12 protein-coding genes and 1 tRNA gene are annotated in these 14,532 nt (G+C 52.3%); 10 read left to right on the top strand and 3 right to left on the bottom strand.

The window, feature by feature from the left end:
* The first annotated feature begins 153 nt into the window (after nucleotides 1-153).
* Entirely contained in the window at nucleotides 154-1,896 is a 1,743-nt protein-coding gene (locus HFP08_RS27235) for an extracellular solute-binding protein (protein ID WP_168123791.1), read from the top strand.
* Between the two features lie 95 nt (nucleotides 1,897-1,991).
* On the opposite strand, the gene HFP08_RS27230 is transcribed toward HFP08_RS27235, so the two are convergent.
* Nucleotides 1,992-2,531, bottom strand: a complete 540-nt coding sequence (locus tag HFP08_RS27230; protein ID WP_168123790.1) for a phosphatidylglycerophosphatase A family protein — start codon at nucleotides 2,529-2,531, stop codon at nucleotides 1,992-1,994.
* A 133-nt stretch (nucleotides 2,532-2,664) separates the two neighbouring features.
* Here HFP08_RS27230 and HFP08_RS27225 point away from each other — a divergent pair, with 133 nt between their 5' ends.
* The 3 genes from HFP08_RS27225 to rdgB all read left to right on the top strand — a co-directional run bounded on the left by HFP08_RS27225 (nucleotide 2,665) and on the right by rdgB (nucleotide 5,260).
* Entirely contained in the window at nucleotides 2,665-3,714 is a 1,050-nt protein-coding gene (locus HFP08_RS27225) for a GerMN domain-containing protein (RefSeq protein WP_168123789.1), read from the top strand.
* A gap of 138 nt (nucleotides 3,715-3,852) precedes the next feature.
* Nucleotides 3,853-4,590 (top strand): ribonuclease PH, encoded by a 738-nt coding sequence (rph, locus tag HFP08_RS27220; RefSeq protein ID WP_168123788.1) that lies wholly within the window; start codon nucleotides 3,853-3,855, stop codon nucleotides 4,588-4,590.
* Between the two features lie 7 nt (nucleotides 4,591-4,597).
* Nucleotides 4,598-5,260 (top strand): RdgB/HAM1 family non-canonical purine NTP pyrophosphatase, encoded by a 663-nt coding sequence (rdgB, locus tag HFP08_RS27215; RefSeq protein WP_168123787.1) that lies wholly within the window; start codon nucleotides 4,598-4,600, stop codon nucleotides 5,258-5,260.
* Between the two features lie 646 nt (nucleotides 5,261-5,906).
* On the opposite strand, the gene asnB is transcribed toward rdgB, so the two are convergent.
* Nucleotides 5,907-7,751 (bottom strand): asparagine synthase (glutamine-hydrolyzing), encoded by a 1,845-nt coding sequence (gene asnB / locus HFP08_RS27210; RefSeq protein ID WP_168123786.1) that lies wholly within the window; start codon nucleotides 7,749-7,751, stop codon nucleotides 5,907-5,909.
* A 186-nt stretch (nucleotides 7,752-7,937) separates the two neighbouring features.
* On the opposite strand from asnB, the gene HFP08_RS27205 reads away from it, so the two are divergent.
* Complete coding sequence (locus tag HFP08_RS27205; RefSeq protein WP_168123785.1) at nucleotides 7,938-8,525, top strand: P-loop nucleotide/nucleoside kinase family protein; 588 nt, start codon at nucleotides 7,938-7,940, stop codon at nucleotides 8,523-8,525.
* Between the two features lie 87 nt (nucleotides 8,526-8,612).
* Here the strand turns inward: HFP08_RS27205 and HFP08_RS27200 are convergent.
* Nucleotides 8,613-8,689 (bottom strand) — tRNA-Arg (locus HFP08_RS27200).
* Between the two features lie 206 nt (nucleotides 8,690-8,895).
* On the opposite strand from HFP08_RS27200, the gene HFP08_RS27195 reads away from it, so the two are divergent.
* From HFP08_RS27195 to ispG, 5 genes are all read left to right on the top strand, one after another.
* On the top strand, nucleotides 8,896-9,795 hold the full coding sequence (locus tag HFP08_RS27195) for a hypothetical protein (protein ID WP_240941907.1): 900 nt from the start codon (nucleotides 8,896-8,898) through the stop codon (nucleotides 9,793-9,795).
* A gap of 89 nt (nucleotides 9,796-9,884) precedes the next feature.
* Complete coding sequence (gene tig, locus HFP08_RS27190) at nucleotides 9,885-11,174, top strand: trigger factor (RefSeq protein WP_168123784.1); 1,290 nt, start codon at nucleotides 9,885-9,887, stop codon at nucleotides 11,172-11,174.
* A 234-nt stretch (nucleotides 11,175-11,408) separates the two neighbouring features.
* A complete protein-coding gene (clpP, locus tag HFP08_RS27185) occupies nucleotides 11,409-11,999 on the top strand; it encodes an ATP-dependent Clp endopeptidase proteolytic subunit ClpP (RefSeq protein WP_168123783.1) in 591 nt (196 codons plus the stop codon).
* Between the two features lie 21 nt (nucleotides 12,000-12,020).
* Nucleotides 12,021-13,277 carry an ATP-dependent protease ATP-binding subunit ClpX gene (gene clpX / locus HFP08_RS27180; RefSeq protein ID WP_168123782.1) on the top strand — a complete coding sequence of 419 codons (1,257 nt, stop codon included), beginning with the start codon at nucleotides 12,021-12,023 and terminating at the stop codon, nucleotides 13,275-13,277.
* 95 nt (nucleotides 13,278-13,372) lie between these two features.
* Nucleotides 13,373-14,482, top strand: coding sequence for a flavodoxin-dependent (E)-4-hydroxy-3-methylbut-2-enyl-diphosphate synthase (ispG, locus tag HFP08_RS27175; protein ID WP_168123781.1), 1,110 nt, complete (start codon nucleotides 13,373-13,375; stop codon nucleotides 14,480-14,482).
* Nucleotides 14,483-14,532: the final 50 nt, after the last annotated feature.

The raw sequence follows: 14,532 nt of genomic DNA, 5'->3' as shown, positions 1-14,532 counted from the left end.
ATGTGAATGACGGAATAGACTAAATTTCAAAACTCGTTTTCCATAATTCGGAGATCCTAGTAGAGACCGCAACGAAGGCATCACGGATTCAGGGATAAGGCGATGAGTTAAATATCGCTAATATTAACAAAATATAACTTATGGGGGATGACGATGAAAAAATGGCTATCATTATTCATGATTGCATCGGTCGCCGCTTCAGTAACAGCCTGCTCAAGCGGAAACAACAACGGAAATGAAGCTTCAAGCGTTACCCGTGCACCGATGAGCTCAAATGACGCGAATGCAGCAGCTGCCGATCCCGGCAAAGAAGGCGACTTTGCGAATGGCAAATACTCGGCGCCGATTACGCTGACGACGGTATGGGGACTCAACGAGAACGGTTCCGTGTTCAAGTCGGGCGAATCCATCGAGGACAACGTGCACACAAGATTGATCAAAGAGCGTCTTGGCATCGACATCAAGTATGATTGGGTAGTCACCAATACGAATGACGCCTATAAGACGAAACTGAGATTGATGCTCTCCTCTGGCGAGAAGATGCCCGATGTCGTCGTGTATCGCGGAGATATGGAAACGGTTAATATGCTGATCGATTCCGGTCAATTCATGCCTGTCGGCGATCTGGTGGATCAATATGCGAACGAGACCTACAAAGAAGGACTCGCTCTCGATCCCGCGATATGGCTGCCGATTACGCGCGACGGCGACAAGATGGCTCTGCCGATTCTCGATTATGCATACAACGGCGATCAAGTCATGTGGATTCGTCAGGATTGGCTGGATAAAGTGAACATGCAGGCGCCGAAGACGCTCTCCGAGCTGGAGGCGGTCATGGACGCTTTCGTCAACGAAGATCCGGACGGCGACGGGAAGAAGGATACGATCGGGCTTGCGACAGGCTTCAAGCACGGCTTCAACAATTGGATGACGGATATCGGCTTCGTGTTCGGCGCGTACGGGACCATGCCGGGACAGTGGAATTTGAACGCGGAGGGCAAGCTTGAGCACGGTTCCGTGGATCCGGCGGCTAAGGAAGCGCTGGCGAAGCTGAAGGAGTGGATGGATAAAGGCTATATTTCGCAGGATTCTGCGCTCTATGACGAGTCGACGGGCTCCGAGCTGTTCACCAAAGGAGAAGCGGGCATCATGTTCGGTCCGAACTGGCTTCCGGCCTGGCCGTTCCCGGATCTTCTGAACAATGTGCCCGGCGCAAGCTATATGCCGTATCCCGTTCCGAGCGGCGACGACGGAACGATTGGCTCGGCAGGAGGCAATCCGCCTTCCAACGGCTATATCTTCGTCAATAAAAACTCGGAGCATCCGGAAGCCATCTTGCATTATTATAACTGGTTCTTCGAAAATACTGCGAATCCGCAGCCCGGAAGCGAGTTCGAGAACGGCTTCGCGGAGGGCTACGATTACGCCTTGCTGCCCGACGGCAGTCTGACCGCCGATATCGCGAAATATCCGGAGTTGTTCCCAGGCTTGAAGGATCAGACGGCGCCGCCGCTGTATTACGCCTTGACGTATGAAGGTGCGCGAATTCCGACGCTTTATGCCGACACGCATGTGAAGCTGTCGAGCGGCGAAGCTCCCGTCACGCCTTACGAGAAGCAGGAATTCAATACGCGCACCAAGGAGAATTCCCTGGCAATGAAGATTGTTCTCGATCAGAAGGATATTCGGAAGAAGAACTATTATATGGGGCCTCTGACCGAAACGATGCAGAGCAAGAACGAGCTGCTGAACAAGCTGCTCAATGAGACGTTCAGCAAGATCATCTACGGCCAGCAGCCGCTCGATTCCTTTGATACAATGGTCAGCAATTGGATGAAGTCCGGCGGCGAGCAAATTACGAAGGAAGTAAACGAGTGGTACGATAAAGCGAAATGATAGCGGAATAAGCGATTGAATTGGAAAACAGTCTGCGGCGGTATGCTTCGATAAGGAGGCATGCCGCTGCAGGCTGTTTTAGTTGAAGGATACCCTTAGTCGAGCGGAGGGGTCGTGTTGTTCTCGCGCTCGGCCTGCTTGCGATGCGCGATACGGCTTGCCGCCGATGCCGCTATGGCTCCGACGATGTCATCGAGAAAGGTGTGAATCTCCCCGCTGTCCTTGCTGTTCAAGCGCACCAGTATGCCAGGCTTCAGCTTGTCGATATAACCGAAATTGGTAAAGCCGATGCTTCCGTATACGTTCACAATGGACAAGGCTAATATTTCATCGCAGCCATACAAGCCTTCGTCATGCTTGATCATGTCCTGCAGAGGCGCCATAAGCTTTCCTTCCTCTGCAAGCAAGTCCAACTGAATGCCGGTCAGAACCGCGTTCTGAACCTCGCGCTTGGACAATACGGCATCCACATGCTCGATGCAATCCTCGGGCGTAAGACCGGGGAAATAATCCTTCTGAAGGAAATGGGCGAGCTCGGCAATCGCCAATTTTGTGACTCCGCGCTTCGTCAGCCATTCCTCTGTCGCGGCGGCTACTTTGCTGCTGTTTAAGCTGTACCTGTTTGTATCCCGCATCTTTTTAGTTCCCCCTCATGATTTTATGGACAAAACTGGTCTAAAACAGGGAAGGGCTCGTATACATATTACTACAAATAAGGAGTTGTACAAAGCCGCCAGGCTAAATCAAGATTGGGGAGGAATTATTCACATGATTCAAAAAAGATGGATTCGTCATACCGCATTAGCCGCTTCCTTACTGCTGCTGCCCGCATGGACTGCTGGATGCGGATTGTTCTCGCAGCAGACAAGCAAAGCGATCGATCCGCCGCAGGTGGAGACAACGGACGGCATCGACGGGGATTCGACGGGCTCGCTTGATTCGCAAGGCGATGTGTCGAGCCTCACCGTCTACCTTCAGGATCGCAACGGCTATCTTGCGCCGGTCTCCCTCCCGGCTTCGCTTAAAACCGGCGAAGAGCCCGGACAGCTCGCGCTTGAGATGATGGTGGACAACGGCAGCTACGCTTCTGAGCTTCCTGATGATTTCAGAGCGATGATCCCGCAAGGGACGCAAATTCTCTCTTACGAAACGCAGGATGGAATCGCAATGGTCAATTTCTCAAGTCCTTTCGTCGACTACAGCTCGGACGACGAACGCTCCATTGTGGAGGCGATTACGTGGACATTGACGGCGATGAACGGCGTTACGGGGGTCGAGTTGTCCGTAGACGGGGAACATTTGACCGAAATGCCGGTAGCGGGCTATCCGATGGATGAGGATTTGACAAGAGCGATCGGTATCAACATTGAAACAGCGGACGGCGTCAATATGTCGAATTCTTCGCCGGTCACGCTCTATTTCTCGGCGCAAACGATGGATGACGATCAATATTACGTACCGGTGACCAGGCTTATCGCCCGCTCCGATTCGCGCGCCTTGGCCGCCATGGAGGAGTTGATTGCCGGACCGCTGAACAAGAAGGAATTAACGAGTGTCATAATGCCGGATGTAGTCGTGAACAGCATCGACGAGAAGGACGGCGTGGTCACCATCGATCTGTCTGACGATTCTTATGAGGCGGGACAAAAAATGCCGTCGGAGATGCTTCAGGCTATCGTGCTTTCTCTGACCGATAATACTTCGGCAACCTCGGTGCAGATTGAAATTAACGGCGAGACGAATATTGTGGATACCCAAGATAACTCGTACAGTGCTCCGGTCTCACGCCCGCATCATGTGAATGCGCTGAAATCATAATTTGGATACGGGACCTTAAGAAATTTTGAATATCGAAGCTGAGGGACGAATCAAGCGATGAGCTTGGTTCGTTCTTTTGTGATAGAATGGATGGGATTGCGTGGAATAGAGAAGAAGACGTTCAGGAGGAATCGGGAAATGAGAATAGATCAGCGGGAACCGAATCAAGTTCGCCAGGTGAAAATAACGACGAATGTAAATAAGCATGCGGAGGGTTCGGTTCTAATAGAGGTAGGAGACACGAAGGTCATATGCACGGCGACGGTAGAGGAGCGAGTGCCGCCGTTCATGAAGGGGCAGGGCAAGGGCTGGATCAACGCGGAATACGCGATGCTGCCCCGGGCGACGCATTCGCGCAATCAGCGCGAGGCTGTCAGGGGGAAGCTCACCGGGCGCACGATGGAAATTCAGCGTTTGATCGGACGGGCGCTTCGTTCCGTCGTGAATCTTCAAGCGCTGGGCGAGAGAACGATTACGCTTGATTGCGATGTGATTCAAGCGGATGGAGGCACGAGAACGACCTCCATTACAGGCGCGTTCGTCGCGTTGTCGCTTGCCGTGCACAAGCTTTCGAAGACGGCTAACTTCGGACTGTATCCGATTACGGATTTCCTGGCATCGGTGAGCGTAGGCGTCATTCAGGAGAAGGCGCTTCTTGATCTGAATTACGAAGAGGATTCGAAGGCCAAGGTGGATATGAACGTCGTCATGACGGGCAAGGGCAAATTCGTTGAGGTGCAAGGCACCGGCGAGGAAGCTCCATTCTCGCGCACGGAGCTGAACGAGCTGCTGCAGCTTGCGGAGCAAGGCATTGCGGAATTAATTGAAGCGCAGAAGGCGGCTTTGGGAGAAGCGTCCGCGCGAATAGGAGGTTGAGGAAGAGATGTCGAGCGATCTATTAGCAAAGCAGCGGCTTGTCGTTATCGCAACGAAGAATGAGGGCAAGGTGAAGGAATTTGCGGAAGCTCTCGCGAAGCTTGGCAAGGAAGTGACGAGCCTTCGGGAATATCCGGAGATCGGAGATATCGTTGAGGATGGAGAAAGCTTCGCGGCCAATGCCAGGATCAAAGCGAAGACGGCGGGAGACTTGCTTGGGGTTCCGGTGCTCGCGGATGACTCGGGGCTATGCGTTGCCGCTCTCGGCGGCGAGCCGGGCATCTATTCGGCGAGATTCGCGGGGGAAGGCGCTTCGGACAGCGACAATAACGCGAAGCTGCTTCGGGAGCTGGAGGCCCGCGGCGCTGCTTTGCCGGATGAGTCTGCGCTGGCGGACGGCTCTCGTATGCTGAGCCGGGCGCAGTTTGTCTGCGCGCTTGCGCTGTACGATCCGGGGGCGGGCCGATTTATTGAAGCCGAGGGCGCGGTCGACGGCGTTATTACGGACAAGCCCCATGGCGACGGAGGCTTCGGTTATGATCCCTTTTTCTATCTGCCGCAGCTGGGGCTCGGCATGGCCGAGCTGTCGAAATCGGAGAAGAACGAAATCAGCCATCGCGGCGAAGCGATAAGAGCGCTGCTCGTGAAGCTGATTACCGCGGTGGAATAGGCGGCCGCCTAAGAGCGCCGGTTGCGGCTAACCTTCGCCGCGCCCTCGCGGCGCCTTTGGGTCGCCCTAGCGGGACCTTCGGGCCGCCAACGCGGTCCTATCGGGGGTCGCCCTCGCTGTCCCTCCGGGTCGCCTTCGCGGCATCTTCGCCGCGTCTTCGCAGCCGTCCACTCCCGTGCATAATGGTCGTTGAACTGGAATTCCTCCAGTATAATGACGCGAAAAAACCATTTTTCACGTTTAAACTGGAAAAGTTCCCGTATATTTACCTGATTCCGGCTGTGGGAGGGCAGGATTAAGAAATATACTGGAGAAATTCCTGTATATCAACATATTCAAACAGCAAGGTCGGAATAAGAAGGAATAATTCCAGTATAACTGCGCGCATGACGGCCTCATTCCAAGCGAAGCCCTGACGATAAAGCTTTTACTTACAAGGCCCATCTTCTATAACACGCAACCCGACACTCATCTCAACGAGCGACCAAGCACGCAACCCGACACCTATCTCAATGAGCAACCCAGCACACATCCCAACACGCAGCCCAGCACTCATCCTCAAAACCTACTTCCTTGCAAAGCCTCTCACTACTATCGCCTTTGGAATGTCATTGCGCCTCAACTGTCGCATTAGCTTCATCCCGTGTTATTTAATCGCTACCTTATAATGACTGAGCCATAAATTAACTTGATACAAATAGGCGAACAGCTGCGGTCCCGACATCAATTGGCCGAACCACGGAATGTTGGAATTCGCCGAATCCGCCTCGGCAAGCTCCCGCACTTTTTTTACATTAATGAGGGGAAGCAGCGGCGAACTGGGTTCGTTAAGCACGTCAAGCAGAAGTTTTCGGACTGCCGTGAGATAATTCGGGTTATGCGTCTTCGGATAAGGACTTTTCTTCCGTGTCAGCACATCGTCTGGAAGAACGCCTTTCAGCGCCTTGCGAAGTATGCCTTTCTCGCGATCGCCGGCGGCTTTGATCTCCCAAGGAATATTCCATACATATTCGACCAGTCGATGGTCGCAGAACGGAACCCGCACCTCGAGTCCCGCAGCCATGCTCATGCGGTCCTTGCGATCGAGCAGAGTCGGCATGAAGCGCGTAATGTTCAAATAAGACATGCGCCTCATTTTCCGCGTATTCTCATCCTCCGAAGACAGCTGCGGCACCTCCGCGACCGCATCTTCGTAGCGCTCGGCGATATAAGCTTGCGGCTGAATCCAATCCGCGATTTCCGGCGCCAGCAAATCCGCCCTCATCGCCGTGGCAAGCGACCATGGGAATGTATTCGCACTGAGCGCGTCCTCGCGATGGAACCAGGGATAGCCTCCGAATATTTCATCGGCGGCCTCGCCGGATATGGCGACGGTAGCGCCTTTCTTGATTTCATGACAAAACAAGAGCAGCGAAGCGTCCACATCCGCCATGCCGGGGAGATCGCGCGCCAAAGTAGCGTCCCGAAGCGCGACGACGAGCTCAGGCGTATCGAATTGAATGCTGTGATGAATCGTGCCGAGATGCTTCGTCATGCGTTCGATCCATGGCGCGTCGCTGTTCGGCTGAAAGGCGTGAGCTTTGAAGTTTTTGTCATTATCGCGATAATCGACGGAATAGGTATGCACGTTGCCCTGTCCGCCCGCATTGTAATAATTAACGGCCAGCGTCGTCAGCGCGCTGGAATCCAGCCCCCCGGACAGCAAGGTGCAGACCGGCACATCGGACACAAGCTGCCGCTCGACGGTGTCTGTCAAGAGCTCCTTCACATGCTGCGCGGTTTGCTCCACATTCTGCTCATGCGGCGTGCTGCGCAGCTTCCAATAAGTGATGATCTTCACGCCGGCCTGATTGACAACCATGCATTGTCCCGGACGCACCTCGAGAAGACCTTTGTATACGCCCTGCCCCGGCGTTCTGGCGGGACCCATGACGAAGATTTCGGCTAATCCCGCCGCGCCGACCTCCGCCTTCATTGCGGGATGCTCCAGCAAACATTTCGGCTCCGAGCCGAACAGGAACAAATCATCCGCTCGGCTGTAGAATAACGGCTTCACGCCTAATCGATCGCGCGCGAGGAACAGCTCCTGCGCGGTAACATCCCATATCGCGAAAGCGAAGATGCCATTGAAGCGTTCGACGCAGGCTCTTCCCCATTCCATAAACGCACCGAGCAGCACTTCCGTATCGCAGGTCGTCGTAAAGCTGCGCCCCCTGCTTTCAAGCTCTCTCCGAAGCTCGGGCGCGTTATAGAGCTCTCCATTGTAGACAATGACGAATTGGTCGTCTCCTGTGTAACGAATCATCGGTTGGGCGCCGTTCTCGGGATCGATGACCGACAGTCGTCTGTGGCCAAGCGCGCAATGCGCGGATATCCAGGTGCCGGAGGCATCCGGTCCGCGCGGGGCAAGCGTTTCGGTCATTCGTTCCAAATCCGCGCTTTCTTTGGTCAGGTCACTGTTCCAATCAATCCAGCCGGTAATTCCGCACATCCGTCTCATTCCTCTCTATGCTGGACTCGAGTAGCGATAATAACAGTTATATGCTGAATTTATGCGCAAAATGTCTGTCCCAGCGCTCGCTCCAACGAGCGATTCAAGGAAATTGATATGCTTCTTCGTTATTAAATGATATACTTTCCTATGAAAATTTGCTCAAAACGAGTGGAGGCGTATCGATTGCAAAAGCTAATATTTTTTGTCGGGGTTGCCGGGACGGGCAAAACGACTGTCGCTAAAAAATTAAGCACATCCATTCCGGCCGCATTTCTGGATAGAGATACGATTGGCGGACGTTTTGTCGAAGCGATTCTGGAAATGAAGGGACTCGACAAGAATGACCGGGATTCCGACTTTTACAAGAAAAATTTAAGAGACTTGGAGTACGACACGGCGAAGGATGTGTGCATCGAGAATTTGGCTGCGGGCCAAAACGTATTCATGATCTCGCCGTTCACGGCGGAGCTAAAGAACAAACAGTGGATTGAAGATGTGGTGGCCGCGGCGGGACTCGCGCGCAGTGAAGTGGATGTCCGCGTGCTGGTGGTCACGCTTCAGGATATGGAGCTGCAGAAGGAGCGCATCGTGGAACGTCAAACCGTGAGGGATCAGTGGAAGCTGGATCATTGGAGCGATTTCCAGAAGCGGGTCGATTTCGTTCCCGAGATTAATTGGGAGCTGCCGGAGAAATCCGTGCTTGTATTCGACAACAGCGGCGAATTGCATGAGGAGAAGATAGCGGAATTGCTGCGTTGGCTGAACCCATAGAAGGAAGAAATGAAAGAAACCTCCGAATCCTTGATGAACAAGGGTTTGGAGGTTTTACATATAGGATCGAACAATTCATGATAGAAATGGCGTCCCAGGAGGGATTCGAACCCCCGACAACTCGCTTAGAAGGCGAGTGCTCTATCCAACTGAGCTACTGGGACACTGCAAAATAATATAACATGCGATATAGGGAATGCGCAAGTATAAATTTTGGAAAAAGGAAAATTCGGTCCTATTTTTATCTTTGGGACAGTCATGTTATAATCTATCGCAAGATTAAGAATTCATGCGAATGGAAGCATCATAAGGCGGTGTTATCATCACTATACCTGAAGATCCACAAACAGAAGCCAAAAACAATGTCTACTTGTTTCCGAATATGCTGGATCAATATCAAATTAGTCTGACCCGCATGCTGGAGTCGGAGCGGTACGGGGAAGCGAAGGAGCTTCTAGGGTTCCTGCTCCATTGTCAGGGAAAGGAGAAGCATCATTACGAGGAGTGGAAGTCGCTGCTCGAATGGCTGGATATGGCGTTTCCCGAAGGCGATTATGCAGGCGCAGAGCTTCGGAGCGAGGGAAGCGAGGAGCCGACGGAGGAGAAAATTCGACGTGAATTGCTAAATCCGCCGATGCAGGACGAGGCTTATTTGAATCAAGTGATGTATATCATGCAGCATCATCCCATGATCGATCAGCAGATGCTCGCGCTCGAGAGGGCGGTTTATCTGGAAGCGGAGCAAGTGAGCGATGATATCCGCAATTGGCTGCAAGAGGATGATTCCATACATCCCATGGTTCAATTCAAAGCTCTGCAATGCTTGAAAAAGAGAGGCGCGACAGGCGCGGTTTCGCTCGAACGGATGGATGAAGCCGTCGATTTGGCCATTGAGGACACCCCTCTCTCGCTGGAGGAATTTCCGCGTACCGTATTGCGAATATTGGAGAGAACGGAGCGGGTGGCGGAGAACGACGACCCGACGTTGCCGCATTTCGCAAGAGAATTATGGAAGGAAAGCCTGCAATTTCTTTACGGCACATCTGCCTACAATTGGATGCTCAGAGATGACGAAGAAACGACGGATTGTTACGCGGCGGCTCTGCATCTGACTTTGCAATTGACGGTATACGGCTCCGCGAACGATGATGACAATCGGGATACATACGGCATTACGGACAGTCTTAGATTTCGGTATGAGCAGGCGTGCAGAACGCTGCGCAGCGTGGCGATGCTGCTGCATGCCGGGGATGATGAACCTCCCACTTGAAATGCTCGTACAGGTTGTATATAATAGAATGGTTTATGTGACGTGAAAAACATAAGATGCATGCGCATTTTTGGAGGGGAAGGCATAAAATGAAAGCAACATGGGAAAAAATAGACAAGAACCTTGTCTCGATAGAAGTTGAGGTTGAAGCAGAAAAAGTAGCATCGGCATTGGATCAAGCCTTTAAGAAGGTTGCGGTGAAGGTCAACGTTCCTGGATTCCGCAAAGGCAAAGTGCCTCGCGGCATTTTCGAATCGCGCTTCGGCGTGGAAAGCCTGTATCAAGACGCGATTGATATTCTGTTGCCTGAAGCGTACACCGCTGCCGTTCAGGAGAATGATATCAAGCCGGTTGACCGTCCCGAGATTGATGTCACGCAATTCTCGAAAGGACAACCTTTCAAATTCAGCGCCAAAGTAACGGTGAAGCCTGAAGTTCAGCTTGGCGATTACAAAGGCCTTGAAGTCGAGGCGGTTTCCTCGGAAGTAACGGACGAGGAGCTGCAAGCCGAGCTTGAGCGCCTGCAAGGACGTCATGCGGAGCTAGTAGTGGTAGAAGAGGGAGAAGCGCAAAACGGAGATACGGCGGTTATCGATTTCGACGGCTATGTCGACGGCGAGCAATTCGAGGGCGGCTACAGCGAACGTTATTCGCTCGAGCTGGGCTCCGGTTCCTTCATTCCCGGCTTTGAAGATCAGGTTGTAGGCATGCAAATCGGCGATTTCAAGGATGTCGAAGTAACCTTCCCTGAAAGCTATCAAGCCGAGCATCTTGCAGGCAAGCCTGCCGTGTTCAAGGTGAAGCTGCATGAACTGAAGCGCAAATCGCTTCCTGCTCTCGACGATGAGTTCGCGAAGGATGTCAGCGAATTCGATACGCTGGAAGAGTATAAGCAGGATTTGATGAACACGCTGAAAGAGCGCAAGGAGAAGGAAGCCGAGCAAGCGCTTGAAGTTGCAGTCGTGGATAAAGCTACAGCCGCTGCTGAAGTGGAAATTCCAGATGCGATGATCGATACGGAAGTCGACTACATGCTGAAGGATTTCGAAAGCCGTCTTAGCATGCAGGGCATGAATCTGGAGCTGTACTACCAGTTCTCCGGTCAAGACGAAGCCGCTCTTCGCGGACAAATGCGCTCGGATGCCGAGAAGCGCGTTCGCAACAACCTGGTTCTTGAAGGTATCGCCAAAGCGGAGGGCTTTGAAGCAACGGAAGAAGATCTGACAGAAGAGCTTGAGAAGCTGTCCAAGCAATACAATCGCCCGGCGGAAGAGCTTCGCAGCATCTTCGCGGCGAACGGAAATATAAGCAATCTGCAAGAGGATGTTCTTCTTCGCAAGACGATTAAATTTTTGCTTGACAACAGCAAAACCGTTTAAGCCATTTGCGTTTTCTCGCATAGAAGAATAAGATATACCCTATGATAAGGCGCGTGATTGTCACGTGCCTTATTTCTACCCTACATATTGCAATTTGCAAGGCCCTTTCCATCCAGTCGGCGTACATAACAAAGCATTCCCGCCGTATACTGTAGTAGTGGCAACATGACATCAATAATCGTACGTGTTACAATGATGGTGTAATGAAGTCTAAAACGAAAAGAGGTTGGTCGCATGAATCTAGTACCGATTGTAGTCGAGCAGACAAATCGCGGAGAACGTTCTTACGATATCTACTCCCGTTTGCTTAAGGATCGCATTATTTTTCTCGGGAGCGCTATTGATGATGATGTAGCAAACTCTGTAATTGCTCAGTTGTTGTTTCTCGCGGCCGACGATCCGGAGAAGGACATTCATCTCTACATTAACTCCCCGGGCGGCTCCGTTACTGCCGGGATGGGGATCTTCGATACGATGCAATACATTAAGCCCGAGGTATCTACCATCTGCATGGGCATGGCGGCCAGCATGGGTTCTTTGCTCTTGACGGCCGGGGCGAAGGGCAAGCGTTTCGCGCTTCCGAACGCGGAAGTGATGATTCATCAGCCGCTCGGCGGCGTCAGAGGCCAGGCAACGGATATTAAAATCCATGCAGACTGGATTCTGAAGACGAAGCAGAAGCTGAATCAAATTTATGTAGAGCGTACCGGACAGTCCTACGAGAAGATTGATCGCGATACGGACCGCGATAATTTCATGAGCGCCGAAGACGCGCTGAATTACGGCTTGATTGACAAAGTAATCACTTCGCCAATCCAACAATAAGTTCATCGAAGGGGTGAGTATATGTTTAAATTCAACGATGAGAAGGGTCAACTGAAATGCTCCTTCTGCGGCAAATCGCAGGAGCAGGTCCGCAAGCTTGTTGCCGGACCGGGCGTTTATATATGCGATGAGTGCATCGAGCTTTGCACGGAAATCGTCGAAGAGGAACTCGGCAATGAAGAGGAGCTGGATCTGAAGGATATTCCGAAGCCGCAAGAAATCAGATCGATTCTGGATTCTTATGTGATTGGGCAGGAATTCGCGAAGAAATCTCTTTCCGTTGCCGTCTACAATCATTACAAACGAATTAACTCGGGCAGCAAAATCGAGGATGTCGAATTGCAGAAGAGCAACATTCTGTTGTTGGGCCCAACCGGTTCAGGGAAGACGCTGCTCGCGCAAACGATGGCCAAGATCTTGAATGTGCCTTTCGCAATCGCTGACGCAACTTCGTTGACGGAAGCAGGCTATGTCGGCGAGGATGTCGAGAACATCCTGCTCAAGCTGATTCAGGCAGCCGATTATGATGTGGAGAAAGCCGAACGCGGCATCATCTATATTGACGAGATTGACAAAGTGGCTCGCAAATCCGAGAATCCATCGATTACCCGCGATGTATCCGGCGAAGGCGTGCAGCAGGCCCTTCTGAAGATTTTGGAGGGCACGGTAGCTTCTGTTCCTCCGCAGGGTGGACGCAAGCACCCGCATCAGGAATTTATTCAGATCGACACAACCAACATTCTGTTCATCTGCGGCGGCGCGTTCGACGGATTGGAGCAATTGATCAAACGCAGAATCGGCAAGAAGGTGATTGGCTTTAACTCGTCCGGAGAGACGCAGAAGGATTTGAAGGCTGGTGAATATCTGTCCATGGTATTGCCGGAGGATCTGCTGAAGTTTGGCCTCATACCGGAATTCGTAGGCCGCCTGCCGGTTATCTCTACATTGGAGCCGCTGGATGAACCGGCTCTGGTTCGGATTCTGTCGGAGCCGAAGAATGCTCTTGTCAAGCAATATCAGAAGCTTCTCGAGATGGACAATGTGAAGCTGGACTTCGAGCCGGCTGCGCTGGACGCCATTGCGAAGGAAGCGATCAAACGCAATACGGGCGCACGGGGGCTTCGCGCGATCATTGAAGGCATTATGCTCGATGTGATGTATGAAGTGCCGTCTCGCGACGATGTGAATACATGTCTCATAACCGAGAAATCGGTGCAAGAGAAGATTATGCCGGAGCTGACTTCCAAGAAGAACAAGAAGAAGGAAGAAAGCGCCTAAGCATTGGAATAAGACGGAGGAGCCTTCCACCCTTTGCACATAAGCGAAAGTGCCGTGCATGGGGTGGACTTTGACGTTCATGGGAGAGATGATTAATGTACAAGCGTCAGGATACGGTTGCGGTAAAAGTCGGCGATCTGACCATTGGCGGAAGCAACGAAGTTATCATTCAGAGCATGTGCACGACAAAGACGGCGGATGTCGAAGCTACGGTAGCCGAAATCTTGCGACTTGAGGAAGCCGGCTGCCAGATTGTTCGAGTAACGGTCAACAACAAGGAAGCCGCCGAGGCCATTAAGGAAATCAAGCGCAGAATACACATACCGCTTGTCGCCGACATTCATTTCGATTATCGATTGGCGCTCGCAGCCATTGAGAACGGTGTAGACAAAGTACGTATCAACCCGGGCAATATCGGCCGAAGAGAAAAGGTTGAAGCGGTCGTGAAGGCTTGCAAGGAGCGAGGCATTCCGATTCGAATCGGCGTGAACGCCGGTTCTCTTGAAAACCATCTGCTCGAGAAATACGGTTATCCGACTCCAGAAGCGATGGTGGAGAGCGCATTGTTCCATATCGGAATACTGGAAGAGCTTGATTTCCACGATATTATCGTCTCGCTCAAGGCCTCCGACGTTCCGATGGCTATCGCGGCATACAGCATGGCGGCCGAGAAGATCAAATATCCGCTTCATCTTGGCATCACGGAGGCAGGGACGCTGCATACCGGCACGATCAAAAGCTCCGCGGGCATCGGGGCGCTGCTTGCGATGGGCATCGGCAATACTGTACGAATCAGTCTAAGCGCTGATCCGGTCGAGGAAGTGAAGGTTGCAAGGGAGCTTCTCAAAACCTTCGGTTTAATCACCAATGCGGCAACGCTAATCTCATGCCCAACCTGCGGCAGATTGGATATCGATCTATTCTCTATCGCCAATGAAGTGGAAGAATATATTTCGAAAATCAAGGTGCCGATCAAGGTTTCCGTATTGGGCTGCGCGGTTAACGGACCGGGAGAAGCGCGGGAGGCCGATATCGGCATCGCCGGCGCGCGAGGCGAGGGGATGCTGTTCCGCTATGGCGAGATGATTCGCAAAGTGCCCGAAGCGGAGCTGCTAAGCGAGCTGAAGAAGGAAATCGATGAAATCGTAAGAGTGTTCGAGGCTACGGGAGAGATTCCGGGCCGAAGCAATCATGTGCATTCATAACTCGCGAGGAGCTGCTTGAAAGGAGATTTTGATTTCCTTCAGGCAGTTTC

The sequence above is a fragment of the Paenibacillus sp. HB172176 genome (assembly GCF_011947265.1).
Taxonomy (GTDB): Bacteria; Bacillota; Bacilli; order Paenibacillales; family Paenibacillaceae; genus Pristimantibacillus.
The sequence above is the reverse complement of the archived record's forward strand: the minus strand, read 5'-3'. Positions and strand labels throughout refer to the sequence as shown.

Bases quoted from the DNA above. Each gene is read 5' to 3' on its own strand.
- HFP08_RS27235 (WP_168123791.1), top strand. From the start codon at position 154: ATGAAAAAATGGCTATCATTATTCATGATTGCATCGGTCGCCGCTTCA.
- HFP08_RS27230 (WP_168123790.1), bottom strand. From the start codon at position 2,531: ATGCGGGATACAAACAGGTACAGCTTAAACAGCAGCAAAGTAGCCGCC.
- HFP08_RS27225 (WP_168123789.1), top strand. From the start codon at position 2,665: ATGATTCAAAAAAGATGGATTCGTCATACCGCATTAGCCGCTTCCTTA.
- rph (WP_168123788.1), top strand. From the start codon at position 3,853: ATGAGAATAGATCAGCGGGAACCGAATCAAGTTCGCCAGGTGAAAATA.
- rdgB (WP_168123787.1), top strand. From the start codon at position 4,598: ATGTCGAGCGATCTATTAGCAAAGCAGCGGCTTGTCGTTATCGCAACG.
- asnB (WP_168123786.1), bottom strand. From the start codon at position 7,751: ATGTGCGGAATTACCGGCTGGATTGATTGGAACAGTGACCTGACCAAA.
- tig (WP_168123784.1), top strand. From the start codon at position 9,885: ATGAAAGCAACATGGGAAAAAATAGACAAGAACCTTGTCTCGATAGAA.
- clpP (WP_168123783.1), top strand. From the start codon at position 11,409: ATGAATCTAGTACCGATTGTAGTCGAGCAGACAAATCGCGGAGAACGT.
- clpX (WP_168123782.1), top strand. From the start codon at position 12,021: ATGTTTAAATTCAACGATGAGAAGGGTCAACTGAAATGCTCCTTCTGC.
- ispG (WP_168123781.1), top strand. From the start codon at position 13,373: ATGTACAAGCGTCAGGATACGGTTGCGGTAAAAGTCGGCGATCTGACC.